The sequence below is a fragment of the Hymenobacter glaciei genome, assembly GCF_039539585.1.
Taxonomy (GTDB): domain Bacteria; phylum Bacteroidota; class Bacteroidia; order Cytophagales; family Hymenobacteraceae; genus Hymenobacter; species Hymenobacter glaciei.
Map to the genome: position 1 here is coordinate 85,527 of NZ_BAABDK010000013.1, position 17,088 is coordinate 102,614.

Genomic DNA, 17,088 nt, shown 5'->3' on the forward strand with positions numbered 1-17,088 from the left:
CATCGGGGAGGGGTTGGGGTGGGGTTACCGGCCAACCAGCCCCAAAATGTTCGTGACAGCCGGCTCCGAAATGTGCAGGAAGGTGTTGGGGAACAAGCCAATCCAGAAAACCAGGGCGATGAGCGGCACGAAAATCAGCAGCTCGCCGCCGGTGAGGTCGGTGATGGTTTCGGAGAACGACGAATCGGGGCCGAGCATCACGCGCTGGAACATGCGCAGCAGGTACACGGCCGAGAAGATGATGGTGAGGCCCGCTACCGCGCCCACCCAGGCGTTGTACTGGAACACGCCTTCGAGCAGCAGAAACTCGCCCACGAAACCGCCGGTGAGGGGCAGCGCCACCGTGCTCAGCAGCATGATGAGAAAGCAGACGGAAAGCAGCGGCGTGCGACGGGTGAGGCCGCCGAGGTCGGGAATGTAGCGGGTGCCGGTGCGGCGCTCGATGGCATCGGCCACCAGGAACATGCCCACCACGTTCACGCCGTGGGCCAGCATTTGGATAACGGCGCCTTGCATACCGATTTGAGTGAGCGAGAACACGCCGGCCGCCATCAGACCCACGTGGCTAAGCGAGGAATAGGCAATGAGGCGCTTCACGTCGCGCTGGCGAATGGCGATGATGGCGCCGTAGATAATGCCGATGACGGAGAGGATGATAACCGGCTTTTGCCACTGGCTCACGCCGAGCGGTACCACCGGCAGCAGCCAGCGCATGGTGCCGTAGATGCCCATTTTCAGCATGATGCCCGAGAGCAGCATGGTGGCGGGAGCCGGGGCTTCGGTGTAGGTGTCGGGCTGCCAGGTATGGAAGGGGAAGATGGGCATCTTCACGGCGAAGGCGGCGAAAATCAACCAGAACAGCCACGACTGCTCCGAGGAACTGAGCTTCAGGTTATAGAAGGCCGACAGCTCCGAAGAGTGCTGGGCCAGCGAACCGGCAGCCGGGCCAGTTTGCAGGTAGAGGTACACGAAGCCGGCCAGCATCAGCAGCGAGCCGACCACGGTGTAGAGGAAAAACTTGAGGGTGACGGCCACGCGGCGCTCGCCGCCCCAGGCGCCGGCCAGGAAGTAAATCGGAATCAGGGCCACTTCCCAGAAGAAGTAGAACAGGAAGGCATCGAGCGAGGTGAACACGCCGAGCAGGCCCGTTTGCATGAACAGGATGAGGGCGTAGAACGTGGACGGGTTGTCGTAGTCGCGTTTGAAGGCGCTGAGCAAAATCAGCGGCACCAGGAAAGTGGTGAGCAGCACCAGCAGCAAACTCAGGCCATCGAGCCCAATGTGAAAGTTGATGCCAGCCGACGGAATCCAGTTGTAGTTCAGGTTGAAAGCTTCCGAGCCGTGGGTTTTGAAAGCGAAGGCCGCATAAGCCGCGAGGGCGAATTCGAGGAGTGAAGCCCCAAAAGCGAGGGCGCGGGCGGCGGCTCCCTTAACGAACAGCAGCAGCAGGGCAGCGGCCAAAGGGAGAAAAAGCAGTACAGCAGTCAGCATCAGCAGGCGGATTGGGCGCGTTGCGACATGGGGGAACCCGTGCGCAAATTGACCGCAAACTTACGCACGGACTAGGAAGGCACCACCGTTTCTGTACAACTTCTGCTAGCGGGCCACTTTGCGGCTGATGCGCTTAGGCCTGTTGGCGACGAACTTTGGCGCTCATCTCATTCGCTTCTATGGCAGCCCCCATTCTGCGCGTGGCCCGGCCCACCGATAATCTGCCCGCCCTGCGGCGTTTTTACTGCGACGGTCTAGGCCTGCGGCAACTAGCCGCCTTCACGGCTCACAACGGCTTCGACGGCCTCGTGCTGGCCCACCCGCAGGCCCCGTATCATCTGGAATTTACGCATCAGCCCGGCCACATCGTGGGCCGCGCTCCCACTCCCGACAACCTCCTCGTCTTCTACCTGCCCGATGCGGAAGAGTGGCGCGCCGCCGTGCAACGGATGGAAACGGCCGGTTTCGCGCCGGTGCCCTCCTACAACCCCTATTGGGATGCGCACGGCCGCACGTTTGAAGACCCCGACGGCTACCGCGTGGTGCTGCAGCAAGCAAGGTGGGCGCCGCACGAAGCCTTAGCGGTGACGGTGCGTGATTTTCGCTCCGGCGACCAGCCCATTTTCCGGCAGCTAAATGAGGAATGGATTTCGCGCTACTTCAGGCTGGAGCCGGCCGACCTGAAGGCTCTCGAGCACCCAGAAGAATACATACTGGAGCCGGGCGGAAGCATTTTATTTGCCGAACTGGACGGCCAGGTGGTGGGCACTTGCGCACTTATCAGGATGGGCGACGGCCGCAGCTACGAGCTGGCTAAAATGGCGGTGTCGCCGGCCGCGCAAGGCCAGCAGATTGGCTATCTGTTGGGCCAGGCGGCGGTGCAGCGGGTTCGGGACCTGGGCGGTGCCCGCCTGTATCTGGAAAGCAACTCAAAGCTTGCACCAGCGTTGGCACTGTACCGCAAGCTTGGTTTTCAGGATTTGGCTGAGCCCAACCCCTCGCCTTACGCCCGGGCCGACGTGCAAATGCAGCTGTTGCTGACCTGATGCCTGCGCTTATGCCTGAAAATCCGGCCGTCGTTTCGCGCCTCGCGCCCACGCCCAGCGGCTACCTGCACCTCGGCAATGCCGTGAACTTCGTGCTCACCTGGCTGCTCACGCGGCGCGCCGGCGGCATGCTGCACCTGCGAATCGACGACCTGGACCGTGCCCGCCTGCGCCCGGCCTACCTCGCCAACATCTTTCGCGTCATCGACTGGCTCGGCATCGACTACGACCACGGCCCTACGGGTCCCGACGACTTCCTGCGCCACCACTCGCAACTGCTGCATCTGCCCGAATACAACCGCACGCTGCGCAGGCTGGCTCAGCAGCCCGGCCTGGTGCAGGCCAGTCAGCGTACCCGCACCGGTGGTCCCGACGCACCCGTCCCGCTCGAAACGCCCGGCGCGCCGTGGCGGGCGCATGTACTGGCGGGCACTAAAATCAGCTTCACCGACTACTGGCAAGGTGAAACCCTCGTGCCGCTCGGCGCGCTCATGCCAGATTTTGTGATTCGTAAGAAGGATGCCGTCGCGGCCTACCAAGTGGCTTCGGTGGTCGATGACCTGCGCCTTGGTACCAATTTAATTGTGCGTGGACTCGACTTGCAGCCCAGCACGGCCGCACAGTTGTGGCTGGCCAGCCAGCTTTCGGAAACGGCGGCGTTCAACGCATCGCGCATTCAATTCTACCATCATCCACTGATGACGAATGCCGCAGGCCAGAAGCTCTCTAAGTCGCAGCAGTTGCCGGTTGACGCGGGCGTATTGAGTGGTCGCGAAGGGCCAGAAATGGTTTTCGAAGCCATTACTGATTTGTGGGGACTACCGCCCGGTAATTCTGGTTCTTTGGAAGAACTAATGTTCTGGCTACCGGATGATTGGAATTATCTGCACTTCAATGCTTAGAAACACGGGCCCTATCGCACTTCCTTCTTGAACTGCTCGGCCCAATGGTCGGCCAGCCGGGTCGGTTCTGGCAGCTTGTAGCCGCGCAGGCAGGCCAGCGTGAGGCGCGTAGCGGTGGCCTGGTCGCAGCGGTGGCCGGGGCTCACGAACAGCGGCAGCACTTTGTCCTTGCTGCGGATGACTTCACCGATAAGCTCGCCGGATTTGGCATCGATAAGGGGTTCGATGTTGCCGCGCTCGATGCCGGGCTCCTGGAAAGTGCCGGTCAGCTTCTGCTTGGCCACGCCGAAGGTGGGCATATCGAGCAGCACGCCGAGGTGCGCGGCAATGCCCATGCGGCGCGGGTGCGCAATGCCGTGCCCGTCGACCATAATGATGTCGGGCTTGTTTTCGAGCTTGGCGAAGGCGTGAATTACGTTGGGCGCTTCGCGGAACGACAGGAAGCCGGGCACGTAAGGCATGTCTACCGGCCCGTAGTTGTAGACTTTCTCCACCAATTCCAGCGAGGGAAATTTCAGCACCACAAACACTGAGAGGATGGTGTCGGGCGTAGGGAACGACGAATCGCAGCCGGCAATCAGACGGGGTTCGGCAGCCAGTGGCTCGTGGCGCACGCGCTGGCGCATTTCCTGCTGCTGCTCGGTGAGGCTTTTGACGAGGGCGGGGTCGGGTGGGGGGCCGGGCGGGCGGTAGTAAGCCATTGTGGGATTGGTAGGTGCTGGATTGTAGCTGATAAACTCAAAAAGCCCTGTATTAGCTCGACCGTAGTATCTTGTGGCGGTGAGGGGCGTATTAGGGCCATACGTTTCTTCAACGGCCATGTCTGATTCTGCTTCCGAACCCTCCGAACAACCCGCGGCTACCGGCTCCGGCCCGCTACTCGAGCGCCGTTATTTTATTGATGTGGCGCGGCCCCGCAAGTCACCAGCCCAGCTCATGGCTGAGGTACAGGCCGACGTGCCCCGCTTCTCGCCCGATGCGCTGGCCAATTTCAAGAAAAAAGACGGCGACGACGGGCCAATTAAGTTGGGCGACGAGTTCCACATCACCATCCTCGGCCCCTGGAACGGCTCTGTGCGCGTGACCGAAATCAGCGCTACTTCGTTCGAGTTCATCACCCTCGAAGGCCACCCCGAGGCCGGCCGTATCCGCTTCGAGGCGCACTACCGCGACCAGGCGCCCGAGGTGCTGCGGTTTGAAATCCGCTCCTCGGCCCGCTCGCGCGACGGGCTGGTGGCCTTTGCCTACGACACCACCGGCGGGGGCAAGCTGCTACAGGAAGCCACCTGGACAGCCTTCTGCCAGCGCGTGGCGGCGGCCAGCGGCGGCCAGGCCCTGGGCAATGTGGTAGTCGAAACCTTCCGGCACGATGAGTCCGGCCATGTTGAACACACCCGCCATGACTAGCCAAGTTGCCGCTGTTCCCACTTCGGCTAAGCCACCTGTCTGGGAGCAGTACCGCGCCCGCATCGAGACTTATACCGATGCCAAAGTCAACTACGACTTCGCACGCCAGAACGAGTACACCAGCGCCACCGGCTGGCGCCTAGACGACTACGCTACCGACCTGCCCGCCGAAGCCCCCGGCCCGCCCGAAGCCGCCGGCTCGTTTGCTGCCGCCCAGGACGTGCTGCGCCGCTATGCCTTCCCGCCGCCCGACCTCATCACCGGCTACTTCGACCCCAAAGTTCCCCTCGAAAAGCGCATCATGCTACTGCGGGCGCGTTTTCTGGTGTTCAATTTTTACTTCGGCGTGCGGGTGAGTGAGGTGACCGACGAAGCCTCGCGGACCACGCCCGACGGGCCCGAGCGCGTGTGGGGCTACGGCTACCGCACCCTCGAAGGCCACTTCGAAAAAGGCCAGATTGACTTCACCATTCACAAAAACCTGACGACGGGTGCGGTGCAGTTTCGCATCCACGCCGTTTCGCAGCTTGGCCAGATTCGCAATCCGTTTTATTGGCTGGGGTTCAAGTTGTTTGGCCGGATGCTCCAGCGCAAGTTCGCCCGCGAGTCGCAGCGCCGGATGCGGAAATTGGTGGCGGTCCAGCTGGCCGGGAAGCCCTTGCCGCCGCAACCTTTGGCGGTGCCGGCCGGTTAGGATTGAGCGTCATGCAGAGCGCAGCGAAGCATCTTGCCCGCCACAAGCAATCCAATCGATAGGATTAGTGGCGGCACGCGAGATGCTTTGCTGCGCTCTGCATGACGTGCTGATTCAACCCTCAACCTTCAAAACTCAACCCTTTTATAATGCTTCCAACGAAAGCTTACGCCGCCCCGGCCCCCAGCGTGTCTCTCGCTCCTTTTGATTTTGAGCGCCGCGAAGTCGGCCCGCACGACGTGCTGATTGATATTCAGTTTTGTGGCGTGTGCCACTCCGACCTGCACCAGGTGCGCGACGAGTGGGGCGCGGGCATTTTCCCGATGGTGCCCGGCCACGAAATCGTGGGTCGCATCACCAAAGTGGGCGACCACGTCAAGAATTTCAAAGTGGGCGACCTGGCCGGCGTGGGTTGCATGGTCGACTCGTGCCGCACCTGTCCCAGCTGCCAGGAGGGCCTGGAGCAGTACTGCGAAACCACCGGCATGGTGGGCACCTACGGCGGCACCGAAAAGGAAACCGGCCGCCCCACTTACGGCGGCTACTCCAGCCAGATTGTGGTGGATGAGAAGTACACCCTCAAAGTATCCGAAAAGCTCGACCTGGCCCGCGTGGCCCCGTTGCTGTGTGCCGGCATCACCACCTACTCGCCCCTGCGCCAGTGGAAGGTGGGCCCCGGCCACCGCGTGGGTGTAATGGGCCTCGGCGGCCTCGGCCACATGGCTGTGAAACTCGCCGCCGCCATGGGCGCCGAAGTAACCGTGCTCAGCACCTCGCCCAACAAGGAAGCCGATGCTAAGGAACTTGGTGCCCACAAGTTTGTGGTAACCAAAGACGAGGCGCAGCTGAAAGAAGTGCGCAGCTATTTCGACTTCATCATCAACACCGTGTCGGCTCCGCTCGACCTGGCTTCGTACCTGAACCTGTTGCGCCGCGACGGCACCATGATTCTGCTGGGTGTGCCGCCCGAAGCTCCGCAAGTGCACGCCTTTAACCTCATTGGCAAGCGCCGCCGCATTGCCGGCTCACTCATCGGCGGCATTGCCGAAACGCAGGAAATGCTCGACTTCTGTGCCGAGCACAACATCATGTCCGACATCGAGCTGATTGATATCAAGGACATCAACGAGTCGTACGAGCGCATGCTGAAGGGCGACGTGAAGTACCGCTTCGTGATTGATTTGGCCACGCTGAACAACTAGCCTGACGGTATGCGTCCCGACATCGTTCGGGCAGCAAAATAAAAAAGAGGCTTCTGCTGCTGCGGAAGCCTCTTTTTGTTGCTCTTGTAAGTAGCGATGCCGCCGCAATCGTCCGATGGCGCAAGCTCCGGTCCGACCGCCCTAGGCGGTCCGACCGGTTATCGTTGTATAAGCAGAACGTGCTAGAACATGCCAGAACGTGCTACCGACGACCGGTCGGACCGCCTAGGGCGGTCGGACCGGAGCTTGCGCGTGCTGCTGCGCGAACAAGCACTACTGCTTGCTGAACACGTACGGGTCCTGCTCCAACCCATCATTCACGCGAATTTCCAGCGTTTTCACTTGCCCGTTTTCGATGGTGAAAGCGGCCGGGAAAATGCCGTAAGCGGCATTGGAAAAACTGCTGCGAAAAGTGTCGCCGTCCATATATTCCAGCGTGGTGGTGAGGGTGGGGTGGTGCGAGAAGCGCACGAGCAGCTGCTTGCCCTTGGGCTCGACTGTGAGGGTGCCGTAGACGGGGTGCTGGTAGGTGCCGGCGTAGTCTTTCAGGCTGCGGGCGGGCTTGTTTTTCTTGGCCACGCGGGCGGCGAGGTCGGCCACATTTTTGGCGGTTTCGGCGTTGCCGTTTTTGGCGAACCCGTAGAGCTGGCGGCTGCGGTCCACGTAGGGCACGCCCAGGTAGGCATCGAGCAGCTGGTAGCGCAGGGCCTCGAAGAAGCTCTGGTTGTCTTGATTGGTGAGCACGGCGAGGCCCAGGTTCACTTCGGGCACAAAGCACACGTTGGTCACGAAGCCGTTGGCCCCGCCCGTGTGCCAGAAAATCTGGCGGGCGTTGTAGTCGGCGGAGTACACGCCCAGGCCGTAGGTGCGGAAGTGGCTGGGGAAAATGGGCGACCGGCTTGCGCTCACCAGCGTGTTGCCCTCGCGGGTGCGGCGCAGGGTGGCCCAGGGCATAATGCGCTGGCCGTTGTATTTGCCGCTATCGAGCTGGAAGCGCAGCCAGTGGCCCAGGTCATTCACGCTGGAAACCAGGCTGGCGGCCGGCCCGAAGTTGTCGACTTCATCGAACGGCACCCGCGTGAGCGGGCCAAACGCCGTGGTGTAGGGCAGCGCGATGTTGGCCCGCTGGCTGGCCCCGGCCGTGACGGGGTAGGTGTTGGCCATACCCAGCGGCGTGAGCAGACGCTGCTGCACGAAATCCTGCCAGGTAGTGCCGCCAGTAGCTATCGGAATGATTTCGCCAGCCGCCAGGAAACCGTAGTTGCTGTAGCCGTAGCTCTGCCGGAACAGGCCCGTGGGCTTCAGGTAGCGCACTTTTTGCAAGATTTCGGCCCGGCTCAGGTTGGAATCCCAGAAGGTGAAGTCGCCCTGGAAAGTTTTGGTGCCCATGCGGTGCCCCAGCACGTCGCGGATGGTAACCAGCCGCGTGCTGACCGAGTCGTAGAGCCGGAAATCGGGCAGGTACTGGCGCACCGGGTCGTCGAGCTTGAGCTTTTTTTCCTCCACCAGCTGCGAAATGGCGGTGCCAGTAAAGAGCTTCGAATTGGAGGCGATGAGGAACAACGTATTGCCATCCACGGGCTCGGACTTGCCCATGGCCTTCACCCCAAAACCCTGCGAAACCACGACTTGCCCGTCCTTCACTACCGTTACGGCGAGGCCGGGAATGTTCCAGAGCTTGAGGCCGCGCTGCACGTAGCTGGCTAGGCTGTCGCGCACGAAGGCATTGCCAGAACTGGCCGTTTGGGCATAAGCGGGAGTGACGAAAGCAGCGACCGAAGCCAGCGCAGCCAGAAAAAACAGAGGACGCATTAAGGAGTCAGAAAAGGTCAAAAAAGAGCCGGCTGCATCACCCTGAGGTGGTGCAGCCGGCTCAAAGCTAAGCAGGCTCGGGGCGACGACTTACGAAACCCGCTGCCAGGAACCCGATTATTTGGTGAGGATGGGCGAGGTCTTCAGTCCATCGCGAAGCTGGCCGTTTATAGTGGCTTCGCGGCGGGTGATGCGGTAGCCGGAGCAACGGCTTTCGCCGGGCTCTTCCTTCAGCACAACGTTGTTAATGTCGTAAGTGCGGTTAGCGGCCGGCACTACCAGCCGGAAGCTGCGGGCAAATGTGTTCTGTCGCTCAAAATCGGGCAAGGCAAACTGCGGCGGGTACCCTGGCCGATAGTAAATACCGAATTCCGGATTTTTGGAATTTGCCGTTGCAGCAGTTGGCTGGCGTAGCGTGTCGTCCATGGACTGGAAATCGGCGTCACGGTATCGCACGATGTAGGCCGAGCGCACCTCCGCCTTGCGGAACCCAACACCAGTACTGGCCATTGTATCGGTGCTGAAAGCCAGCGTGAATACGGGCGGTGGGCTCATGTTGGCCGGGCAGTCGCAAGCCGGCAGGGCTACGGCTGCTGCCAGCACCCCCACAAGGCGGCGCAGTGGTAAGGAAAAAAACATGTTAATATGGGTTGAGGAAAGGTGTAAAAACGAGTACTCCTCACATGACCCGTCGCATGGGAGCTAGGGTTGCGTTGGCTCGCGCAAGTAGGTTCGGCGCGGGCTTTTTGCGCCGAAGCGGACCATGCCAATCAACCACGACGCAAAGCTTCAGCGCCCGCAATCTGATGAGATACTGCGTGGTGGTGTTACTGCACCACCACGCGGCGCATGGCCGGCCCGGTGGGCAGCGACACGCGCAACGAATACAGCCCCGGGGCAAGGCCCGCCACCGCAAATCCGGTGGGGCCGGCGGGCGTGATGGTAGCCGGCACGGGGCGGCCCAGTGCATCGAGCACGCTGATGCTGGCGGCCACCACCGGCGCGGCCACGCGCAGCGTGAACGGGGCACCGGCCGGGGCAGGGTTCGGGAAAAGCTGCAGTTGGGTTTCGCCCCGGCGCTCGGCCAGAGTAGCCAGTACCTGGCTGTTCAGGCTCGCGACCTCGGTGCTGGTGAGGGCCCGGTTGTAGAAGCGGCCCTCATCAAGCGAGCCGTTGAAGCCTAGGCCAAAGCGGCTGATGACGGTTTGCACACCGGTGGTGCTGGCGCTCGTGCCCGGGCTGGCGTTGGAAATGGCCGTGCCCTGCGCGCCAATGCTAAAAACGGTGCCCGAAACGCTGCCAAAATTGGGGTTGGGCGAGTTGTTGACGAGGGCCTGGGCCACGCCATCCACAAATACCTGAATGCGGTTGCTGCTGCGGCTCACCACCACGGCGGCGGTGTGCCAGGCGTTGTCGTTGTAGGTGTTGGTGGTGGAAAGGCCAATGCCGTTGCCCTGGGCCGCGTTGCCGCCGAGGCCGAAATATACTTTGCCCACCCGGCTGTTGTCGAAGCCCAGAAACCAGCCCTGCGCGTTGGTGTTGCCAGCGGTGGCGCTGCTGCCCTGGTTGGTGAAAAACGCCTGCGTGGCCGACGAGATTGTTTTGAAGCCAATGCTGAAGCTGTAGTCGCCGGTGATGCCGAAGTCGAGCAGGCCATTCGGTACAATCCAGACTTCGCCGGTGCTGGTGAGGCGCAGGGCGGCACTGGCGCGGTTGCCGGCATCGGGGCCGTAGGCAATGTTGGTGGCGCTGTTCACGCCCATGTTGCCGGTGGCATCGGTGGTGGCGTTGTCGAAGGGAAAGCGGCCGAGCAGGCCGGTGTTCAGGCTGCCCTGGGCGTGGGCCGAATAAGCCAGCAACGTGGTGGCCAATGTGGAAAGGGTAAAAAGCTTCATGCGCAACGGAAGTAGGGGAAGTGAATAAACACGAGGAAGCCGGCGTTAAAATGAAGCCGGGTTATGTAGCTGTTTACTTTAGAAATCAGCGCTGCCGTTATTCAATGGCTGCTGGTGCTGCGGCCTATACCGCCCGCCGCATGGGCACGGGCGTAGCGTCGGCGTACACAATGTGTTCGTCGCGCACCGGCTCTTCGCCCCGAAACTTCTGCAGGATGCGGGCCGTGGTGATGATGTCCTTCTGGCAGTAGTGCGCAATGCGGGGCAGGTCGTTGTCCTCCCAGTACACCCGCGCCACGTCGGCCCCGGTAATGTCGTCTTTGGGCGTGGGAATGCCGAAGAGCGCAGCCAGCAGGTTGAGGGAGGTGTAGGACTTGCGGTCGCCGAATTTCCAGAGCTCCATGGTGTCGTGGTGGGGCACTTCCCAGGGCTTTTTGCCGGCCAGGTCGAGCTGCGGCGGTAGGGGCAGGCCGTTGATGAGCAGGCGGCGGCCGAGGTAGGGGAAGTCGAACTCCTTGCCGTTGTGGGCGCAGAGCAGGAAGTTGGGCTTATTGGCCAGCAGCCCGGCGAAGTCGCGCAGCAGCTGCTTCTCGTCGTGGTCGGCGTAGCTTTTCACGCGGAAGCGGACAATTTCCTCCTGCTTGTCGACCACAAAATAACCCACCGACACGCACACCACCTTGCCAAACTCGGCGTAGATGCCCGCTTGCTCGAACAGGCTGGCGGCTGAGAGGTGTTCGGGGAAGGGCTCGGCGGCCTGGGGGCGGCCGGTGTAGCCCTGCTGGCGGCGCAGGCTCTCGCTCTTGTGCTCCCAGAGTTGGCGCAGCATGTCGTCGAGGCTGTCGTGGCAGTCTACGCAGGGCACGGTTTCGATGTCGATGACGAAGAGCTGGTCGAGCGGAGTGCGGTGCAGGTGCTGCATGATAGAGGCGAAAGAGCAATTGGAACAGCTGGTAGAACCACCAATAAACCGCGCGTATGGTCACAGGTTGGCCGTATCCCGAACGTGCCGGGCTTTCCCAAAGCTAAGCCAAATCCCCGCCGCTCGGAAGCCAGTGCTGTATTTTCGCCACCATGTTGTTTCAATTTGGTCCGCGCAGCTCGCTGCTATTGCCTTTTGTGGTGCCGGGGGCGTTGGCCACGCTGTGGCTGCTGGGGCGGGCGGTGCGGCGCAGCACCACGCCCGACACACTGCTGGCCCTGCTGATTGGGTTGCCTACGCTGACCATTGCGCAGTGGATGCTGGGCTATGCCGGTTGGTACGACAGCCACGATGGCTACTCCATCTTCATGTTTTACGTGCCCTGGCAGTTGAACGTGCTGCTCGGGCCGGCCTACTATCTGTACTTCCGCAGCCTCACCAACCAGGAGTTCCGGCTGTTGCCCCGCGCGTGGTGGCACTTTCTGCCGGGTCTGCTCATCATCAGCCTGTTTGTGGCGGCGGCGGCTTACGACCTGCTGTGGTGGCACGGGGTGCGCGGCCAACCGCTGCCGGCGCACTTCGGCACCAAGGGTTCCGCGGCCGAATTGCTCGACGCGCTTGACCGGCCGGTGGCCTACCTGGTCTACGTGCTGTTGCCGGCCTATGGCTGGCGGGTGCTAAGCGACTACCGCCGCTACCGTCGCTACCTCGACGACAATTTCTCCGACCCCGAGCGGCTGCGCTTCGCGGGGTTGCGCCAGCTGCTGCTCATCCAGGCCCTGAGCCTGGGGCTGAGCCTGCTGTTCACGGTAATGGATGCGGCCTTCACCTTTGATTATGCTGCGTCCTGGAATTATTTCGCCTTGCGCGGACTGCTTATTTACGGCCTCATCGTAGTGGGGCTGCAGGCCAATTATGCCGCCGCGTCCAGCCCCTTGCGCTTCGAGCCCGACGCGCCTACCGGCCCCGCCGGGGAGCTACAGCCGGCGGCCGTGCCGGACGCGGCGGAACCAGCCGCCGCGCCCGTCGAAGTCCTGCCGGAAACAGCCGTGGCCTTACCACCCGAGCTGCACCCCTGGCGCGAGAAGCTGCTGCGCCTGATGGCCGACGAGCAGCCCTGGCTGGATCCCGAGCTCACCCTCACCGAGCTGGCGCATCGGCTGCGCACCCACCCGGCGCTGCTGTCCAAGGTCATTAACGCGGGCTGCGGGCAGAACTTCAACGACTTCGTGAACACCTACCGGGTGCAGGAGGCCCGCCGCAAGCTGGCCGATGCGCGGTTTGCCCATTACTCGCTGGTGGGCGTGGCGCTGGAGAGTGGATTTAACTCAAAATCAACGTTTAACCGCGTGTTCAAAAAGTTGCTGGGCCAGGCTCCTAGTGAGGTAATGCGTCCCAAAGCATAAGTTGGGACGCACCAGATAATGGTTTGGGGCGCTGCGCGTGGGGCAGGGGAGGACCTTTGACGCAGTCTTTACCCTATTCCAATCCGGCCATGAGAATGCTGCCATCACGAAGAAATAACACGGGCTTCTGTAACGTTTGGCCTGCGGCTCAGATAATGAAGGTGCAATCCGAAACTATTGCCGCCCAGGCAGGCAACCTAGTCGCGCCTGCTTCCATCTGTCCCTTCAATTCCCTTTCCTTTTTTCTGCTGATGAAATTTGCTACCCTCCGTCCGCTGGGCGCGTTGCTGGCGGCTGTCCTGCTGGTGCTGGCCCGCCCCGCTGCCGCCCAGACGCCGGCTGCTGCTGCTACTCCGGTCCCTGCTGCCACCGGCTCGCTCACCGGTACTGTGCTCGATTCGCTGAAGCGCGAGCCCGTGCCCTACGCCACGGTGGTGGTGCTGCCTCCGCTCTTTTCCGCAACACCCCCCGACAAGCCCATTACAGGTGTGGCCGCCGACGAGTCCGGCCGGTTTTCCCTCACCAAGCTTAACCCCGGCCTCTACCGGCTGCGGGTGAGCTACGTGGGCTACGGCACCCAAACCCGGGCCGTAACCGTGACCACCGGGGCTACTGCTATTCCCGCGTTTCAGCTGCCGGTGGCCGGCACGGCGCTGGCCGAGGCCGTGGTAATTGGTACGAAGCCGGTGGTGGAAATGCGCCCCGACCGCATGATATACAACGCCGACCAGGACGTGACCAACACCGGCGGTACGGCCGCCGACGTACTGCGCAAAGCCCCCCTGCTGGCCGTGGACGGCGACGGCAAGGTGACCATGCGCGGCTCCGGCAACTTTAAGGTGCTGGTGAACAACAAGCCTTCACCCACGCTGGCCAGCAACCTGGCCGAAGCCCTCAAAAGCATCCCCGCCGACCAGATTAAGAGTGTCGAAATCATTACCACCCCGCCGGCTAAGTACGACGGCGAAGGCACGGCCGGCATCATCAATATCGTGCTGAAAAAAGGTGTCGACCGCGGGCTGAACGGCCGCGTGGGCGCTTCGGGCGGCAACCGCAACACCAGCCTGAGCACCGCGCTCAACTTCAAAAAGGGCAAGTTCGGGTTCACCTCCTCGGCCAACACCGGCACCTGGAACAACTTCAACGAGTTTGAGCGGGCACGCTACGGCAAGCAGGATGGCTCGGCCCTGACCCAGAACAGCACCGGCAAAAGCAACGGCAACTGGTACTACGGCACGCTGGGCCTGGACTACGACCTGAGCGAGCACCAGAGCCTGTCGTTGGCCGGCTCGGTGAACGGCTATTTCGGCGATGATACCAGCAACCTGTTCAGTACCTACACAACTCCTGCGCAGCCGGGCCAGCTGTTCAGCCGGGGTACCGTCAACAACTTCAGCGGCGTGAACGGCGAGCTTACGGGCACGTACACCAAGACCTTTACCCAGGCCAAGCGCGAGTGGAGCATTCTGGGCCAGTACGCCAACAACAGCAGCACGTTTGGCTACGACTACAACCAGTTCCAAAACTCCTACGTGACCCGGGAGCCCGGGCAGGCCAGCTACCGCGAGCGCAGCCAGGGCCGCACGCCCGGCCACGAATACACGCTCCAAACCGATTTCACGCAGCCTTTTGGCGAGAAGCAAACCCTCGAAACCGGCCTCAAGGCCATCTGGCGGCGCACCGGCTCGGTAGCCGACGTGGCGGGCCTCACCCTGGGCCAGAACCTGGATTTCGTGAACCTGCCCGACCGCGCCACCAACTTCAGCTACGACCAGAACGTGCAGGCGGCGTACGCCACGTACTCGTTTGTGGCCAGCAAAAAGCTGAGCCTCAGTCTGGGCGGCCGCGTGGAACGCACGTCGCTCCAGGCCGATTTCCAGACCACTGGCAGCGACATCCCGCCGCGCAGCTACATCACGCCGCTGCCCAACGGCAACGCGCAGTACTCGTTCAGCGACAACAACAGCGTGCGCCTGGCCTACAGCCGCCGCATTACCCGGCCCTACATCGACTACCTCAACCCCTTCGTGAACCGCAGCGACCCGCAGAACATTTCCTACGGCAACCCCGCCCTCGACCCCGAACTGACGGACTCTTACGAGCTGAGCTTCAATACCAACGGCAAGGCCGGCTCGCTCAATATTGCGGCCTCGGCGCGGCGCACGGGCAATGCCATCGAGGGGGTGCGCCTGCCTGCCGGCACGCCTGGCGTCACGGTGCAGACCTTCGCCAACGTGGCGGCCAATGCGTTCTACCAGGTCAATTTCTACGGCTCGGCCAAGCCGGCCAAGGGCTGGGACATCAGCGGCGGCCCCGATGTGCAGTACATCGTGCGCCGCAGCCCCACGCTGGGTATCGAGCGGCGCGGCTTCACGGCCAGCATGAACTTCAACACGTCCTACAAACTACCCAAGGGCTTCACGGTGCAGGCCTTTGCCTTCGGCTCGCTGCCCCAGCCCGGCTTGCAGGGCACCGGTCCGGCCAACCTCTACTACCAGCTGGGCGGCAAAAAAACCTTCCTCAAGGAAAAGGCCGACCTGACCCTCAATTTCGGGGCGCCCTTCAACAACTCCTGGGCTTACCGCAGCACCACCGTTACGCCCTCGTTCGATGAAACCAGCACCTACCGGGCCTTCCAGCGCAGCTTCCGCCTCAGCTTCGGCTACCGCTTTGGCCAGGCTCAGCAAACCAAGCGGCGCAAGTCCATCTCGAACGACGATGTGAAGAGCGGAGGCAGCAAGCAAGGCGGGCAGTAGAACCGTAGCGCGGACTCTGCGAGTCCGCGTTCCAACTGGTTGTATATACAACTTAAACGGCGCGACAGGGCGCGGACTCATCAGAGTCCACGCTGCTTCAGGTGCCGCAGCACGTGCTGCCGGTAGGTGCTGCTCACGGGCAGCTCGCGCGCTCCACCCGCAGCACGTTGCCGCTGAGACGCTCCACGCTGGCCAAGTTCATGAGGTAGGAATGATGGGCCAATCCCTGCTCATATTGCGGCGATTTGGCGGTAATGCATTGTCCCAATCGGCGATACATTCGTTCTGGCGCCCTCCATTGTCCAAGCCCTCGCCGCCGCTATCTAGCTCATGAAAAATATTCGGAAATACGCGCTGCTGGCCCTGAAACTGTTGCTGGTAGTAGGGAGCATACTGGTGGGCCGGTACCTGCGCCATGCCGGCCACCCGGCCGCCGCCACTGGCCATTCGTGGCTGGCCACGAGTGTTCTGTTGGTGCTGGTGCCGCTGGGCTTCCTGGTAGCGGTGGGGCTGCACGAGCTGGGCCACGCCCTGATGGGCCAGCGCCAGGGTTTCCGGTTTCACTGGCTGACAGTAGGACCGTTTACGTGGAAGATGCGTGACGACCGGCTGCGATTTGAGTGGAATAAAAGCCTGAACACGGCCGGCGGCATGGTGCTGAGTACCCCCGTCGGCGAACACAACCTGCGCCGCCGGTACATGGCTTTTGCTGCCGGCGGGCCGCTGGGCAGCGTGGTATGGGCCGGGTTGGCGCTGGGCACCTACGCGTTGCTGCCCGCGCCGGCCGCGGAGATGGGCCGGTTGCTGCAGGTGGCCTTGGTTACCAGCGGCGGTCTCTCGGCCCTGCTGGCGGTGCTCACCCTCGTGCCTCTGCATCTGGGCGGCTTCTACAGCGACGGAGCCCGGGTGCTGAACCTGTGGCGCGGCGGCGCGGCCGGGGAGCTCGAAATCGCCGTCACGTCGGCGATGGCGTGCACGGTGAACGGGATGCGTCCCCGTGAACTGTCCCTGACGTTGCTCGAAGCCGCTGCCGCCCGGCCCGAGGAGCTGCCCTTCAAGCTCTACGTCCATTACTACCTCTATCTGGCCGCCCTCGACGCGGGCCAGACGGCGCAGGCTGCCCACCACCTGGCCGAGTACCGCGAGCGGCTGGCCCGAACGCCGGCAGGCTTGCAAGGCAGCGGCTGGCTGGAATTGGCGTTTTTCGCGGCCGCCTACCAGCACGATTTGCCCGCTGCCCGCGCTTTTCTGGCCCAGGCCCGGCCATCGTCCCTCATTCCGGCCGATGCGCGCCCCCGCGCCGAAGCCGCCCTGGCCCGCCTGGCAGGCGACGCCGACCAGGCCTGTGCCCATGCCCAGGAGGCCCTGCGTGAGCTGCCCCGCAACCTGGACCAGGGCAGCGCCCATTTCTACGCCGAATGGCTGGCCGACACCGTGCGCTGGGCCACCGCGCCGCCAGTCGCCGGGCTTCCAGCCGTTGCCGGGGCCATTTAGGCAGCCAGCCGGGGCTGATTCGCAGCTATCCGGGCCGGCCGTAATTCCGCCGTTGGCCCAC

General features: G+C 62.7%; 14 protein-coding genes. 8 read left to right on the forward strand and 6 right to left on the reverse strand.

Translation table 11 applies throughout. The annotated features are described in order from the left end of the window. Positions 1–24 precede the first annotated feature (24 nt). On the reverse strand, positions 25–1,491 hold the full coding sequence (locus tag ABD837_RS08085; RefSeq protein WP_345052647.1) for a complex I subunit 4 family protein: 1,467 nt from the start codon (positions 1,489–1,491) through the stop codon (positions 25–27). 179 nt (positions 1,492–1,670) lie between these two features. Between ABD837_RS08085 and ABD837_RS08090 the strand changes: the two genes are divergently transcribed. Then, the gene (locus ABD837_RS08090) at positions 1,671–2,537 is read left to right on the forward strand and encodes a GNAT family N-acetyltransferase (protein WP_345052649.1); all 867 of its coding nucleotides are present in this window, start codon (positions 1,671–1,673) and stop codon (positions 2,535–2,537) included. An 11-nt stretch (positions 2,538–2,548) separates the two neighbouring features. Beyond that, on the forward strand, positions 2,549–3,439 hold the full coding sequence (locus tag ABD837_RS08095; RefSeq protein ID WP_345052653.1) for a glutamate--tRNA ligase family protein: 891 nt from the start codon (positions 2,549–2,551) through the stop codon (positions 3,437–3,439). Positions 3,440–3,450: 11 nt separating this feature from the next. On the opposite strand, the gene nfi is transcribed toward ABD837_RS08095, so the two are convergent. Beyond that, complete coding sequence (gene nfi, locus ABD837_RS08100; RefSeq protein ID WP_345052656.1) at positions 3,451–4,140, reverse strand: deoxyribonuclease V; 690 nt, start codon at positions 4,138–4,140, stop codon at positions 3,451–3,453. 118 nt (positions 4,141–4,258) lie between these two features. Here nfi and ABD837_RS08105 point away from each other — a divergent pair, with 118 nt between their 5' ends. The 3 genes from ABD837_RS08105 (at position 4,259) to ABD837_RS08115 (ending at position 6,742) form a co-directional block, all read left to right on the forward strand. Then, positions 4,259–4,846, forward strand: a complete 588-nt coding sequence (locus tag ABD837_RS08105) for a DUF1990 family protein (RefSeq protein ID WP_345052658.1) — start codon at positions 4,259–4,261, stop codon at positions 4,844–4,846. Then, positions 4,839–5,540, forward strand: a complete 702-nt coding sequence (locus tag ABD837_RS08110) for a DUF1990 domain-containing protein (protein ID WP_345052661.1) — start codon at positions 4,839–4,841, stop codon at positions 5,538–5,540. Before ABD837_RS08105 ends, ABD837_RS08110 begins: the two co-directional genes overlap by 8 nt. A 149-nt stretch (positions 5,541–5,689) precedes the next feature. Then, the gene (locus tag ABD837_RS08115; protein WP_345052664.1) at positions 5,690–6,742 is read left to right on the forward strand and encodes an NAD(P)-dependent alcohol dehydrogenase; all 1,053 of its coding nucleotides are present in this window, start codon (positions 5,690–5,692) and stop codon (positions 6,740–6,742) included. A gap of 273 nt (positions 6,743–7,015) precedes the next feature. On the opposite strand, the gene ABD837_RS08120 is transcribed toward ABD837_RS08115, so the two are convergent. The 4 genes from ABD837_RS08120 to ABD837_RS08135 form a co-directional block, all read right to left on the reverse strand. Next, positions 7,016–8,554 carry a serine hydrolase gene (locus ABD837_RS08120; protein ID WP_345052667.1) on the reverse strand — a complete coding sequence of 513 codons (1,539 nt, stop codon included), beginning with the start codon at positions 8,552–8,554 and terminating at the stop codon, positions 7,016–7,018. Between the two features lie 117 nt (positions 8,555–8,671). Then, positions 8,672–9,193 (reverse strand): hypothetical protein, encoded by a 522-nt coding sequence (locus tag ABD837_RS08125; protein WP_345052670.1) that lies wholly within the window; start codon positions 9,191–9,193, stop codon positions 8,672–8,674. Positions 9,194–9,381: 188 nt separating this feature from the next. Further along, positions 9,382–10,449, reverse strand: a complete 1,068-nt coding sequence (locus ABD837_RS08130) for a T9SS type A sorting domain-containing protein (protein WP_345052673.1) — start codon at positions 10,447–10,449, stop codon at positions 9,382–9,384. A 124-nt stretch (positions 10,450–10,573) separates the two neighbouring features. Then, positions 10,574–11,371, reverse strand: a complete 798-nt coding sequence (locus ABD837_RS08135; protein WP_345052676.1) for a 3'-5' exonuclease — start codon at positions 11,369–11,371, stop codon at positions 10,574–10,576. A gap of 152 nt (positions 11,372–11,523) precedes the next feature. Between ABD837_RS08135 and ABD837_RS08140 the strand changes: the two genes are divergently transcribed. From ABD837_RS08140 to ABD837_RS08150, 3 genes are all read left to right on the forward strand, one after another. Then, entirely contained in the window at positions 11,524–12,777 is a 1,254-nt protein-coding gene (locus tag ABD837_RS08140) for a helix-turn-helix transcriptional regulator (RefSeq protein ID WP_345052679.1), read from the forward strand. Between the two features lie 251 nt (positions 12,778–13,028). Further along, complete coding sequence (locus tag ABD837_RS08145; RefSeq protein ID WP_345052683.1) at positions 13,029–15,533, forward strand: TonB-dependent receptor; 2,505 nt, start codon at positions 13,029–13,031, stop codon at positions 15,531–15,533. Positions 15,534–15,863: 330 nt separating this feature from the next. Next, on the forward strand, positions 15,864–17,027 hold the full coding sequence (locus tag ABD837_RS08150; protein ID WP_345052686.1) for a M50 family metallopeptidase: 1,164 nt from the start codon (positions 15,864–15,866) through the stop codon (positions 17,025–17,027). Positions 17,028–17,088 lie beyond the last annotated feature (61 nt).

What these genes read in the sequence shown, in the direction of transcription:
- ABD837_RS08145 (WP_345052683.1), top strand. Translation starts at nt 13,029, where the DNA reads ATGAAATTTGCTACCCTCCGTCCGCTGGGCGCGTTGCTGGCGGCTGTC.
- ABD837_RS08125 (WP_345052670.1), bottom strand. Translation starts at nt 9,193, where the DNA reads ATGTTTTTTTCCTTACCACTGCGCCGCCTTGTGGGGGTGCTGGCAGCA.
- ABD837_RS08130 (WP_345052673.1), bottom strand. Translation starts at nt 10,449, where the DNA reads ATGAAGCTTTTTACCCTTTCCACATTGGCCACCACGTTGCTGGCTTAT.
- ABD837_RS08140 (WP_345052679.1), top strand. Translation starts at nt 11,524, where the DNA reads ATGTTGTTTCAATTTGGTCCGCGCAGCTCGCTGCTATTGCCTTTTGTG.
- ABD837_RS08135 (WP_345052676.1), bottom strand. Translation starts at nt 11,371, where the DNA reads ATGCAGCACCTGCACCGCACTCCGCTCGACCAGCTCTTCGTCATCGAC.
- ABD837_RS08110 (WP_345052661.1), top strand. Translation starts at nt 4,839, where the DNA reads ATGACTAGCCAAGTTGCCGCTGTTCCCACTTCGGCTAAGCCACCTGTC.
- ABD837_RS08120 (WP_345052667.1), bottom strand. Translation starts at nt 8,554, where the DNA reads ATGCGTCCTCTGTTTTTTCTGGCTGCGCTGGCTTCGGTCGCTGCTTTC.
- ABD837_RS08115 (WP_345052664.1), top strand. Translation starts at nt 5,690, where the DNA reads ATGCTTCCAACGAAAGCTTACGCCGCCCCGGCCCCCAGCGTGTCTCTC.
- ABD837_RS08095 (WP_345052653.1), top strand. Translation starts at nt 2,549, where the DNA reads ATGCCTGAAAATCCGGCCGTCGTTTCGCGCCTCGCGCCCACGCCCAGC.
- nfi (WP_345052656.1), bottom strand. Translation starts at nt 4,140, where the DNA reads ATGGCTTACTACCGCCCGCCCGGCCCCCCACCCGACCCCGCCCTCGTC.
- ABD837_RS08150 (WP_345052686.1), top strand. Translation starts at nt 15,864, where the DNA reads ATGAAAAATATTCGGAAATACGCGCTGCTGGCCCTGAAACTGTTGCTG.
- ABD837_RS08085 (WP_345052647.1), bottom strand. Translation starts at nt 1,491, where the DNA reads ATGCTGACTGCTGTACTGCTTTTTCTCCCTTTGGCCGCTGCCCTGCTG.
- ABD837_RS08090 (WP_345052649.1), top strand. Translation starts at nt 1,671, where the DNA reads ATGGCAGCCCCCATTCTGCGCGTGGCCCGGCCCACCGATAATCTGCCC.
- ABD837_RS08105 (WP_345052658.1), top strand. Translation starts at nt 4,259, where the DNA reads ATGTCTGATTCTGCTTCCGAACCCTCCGAACAACCCGCGGCTACCGGC.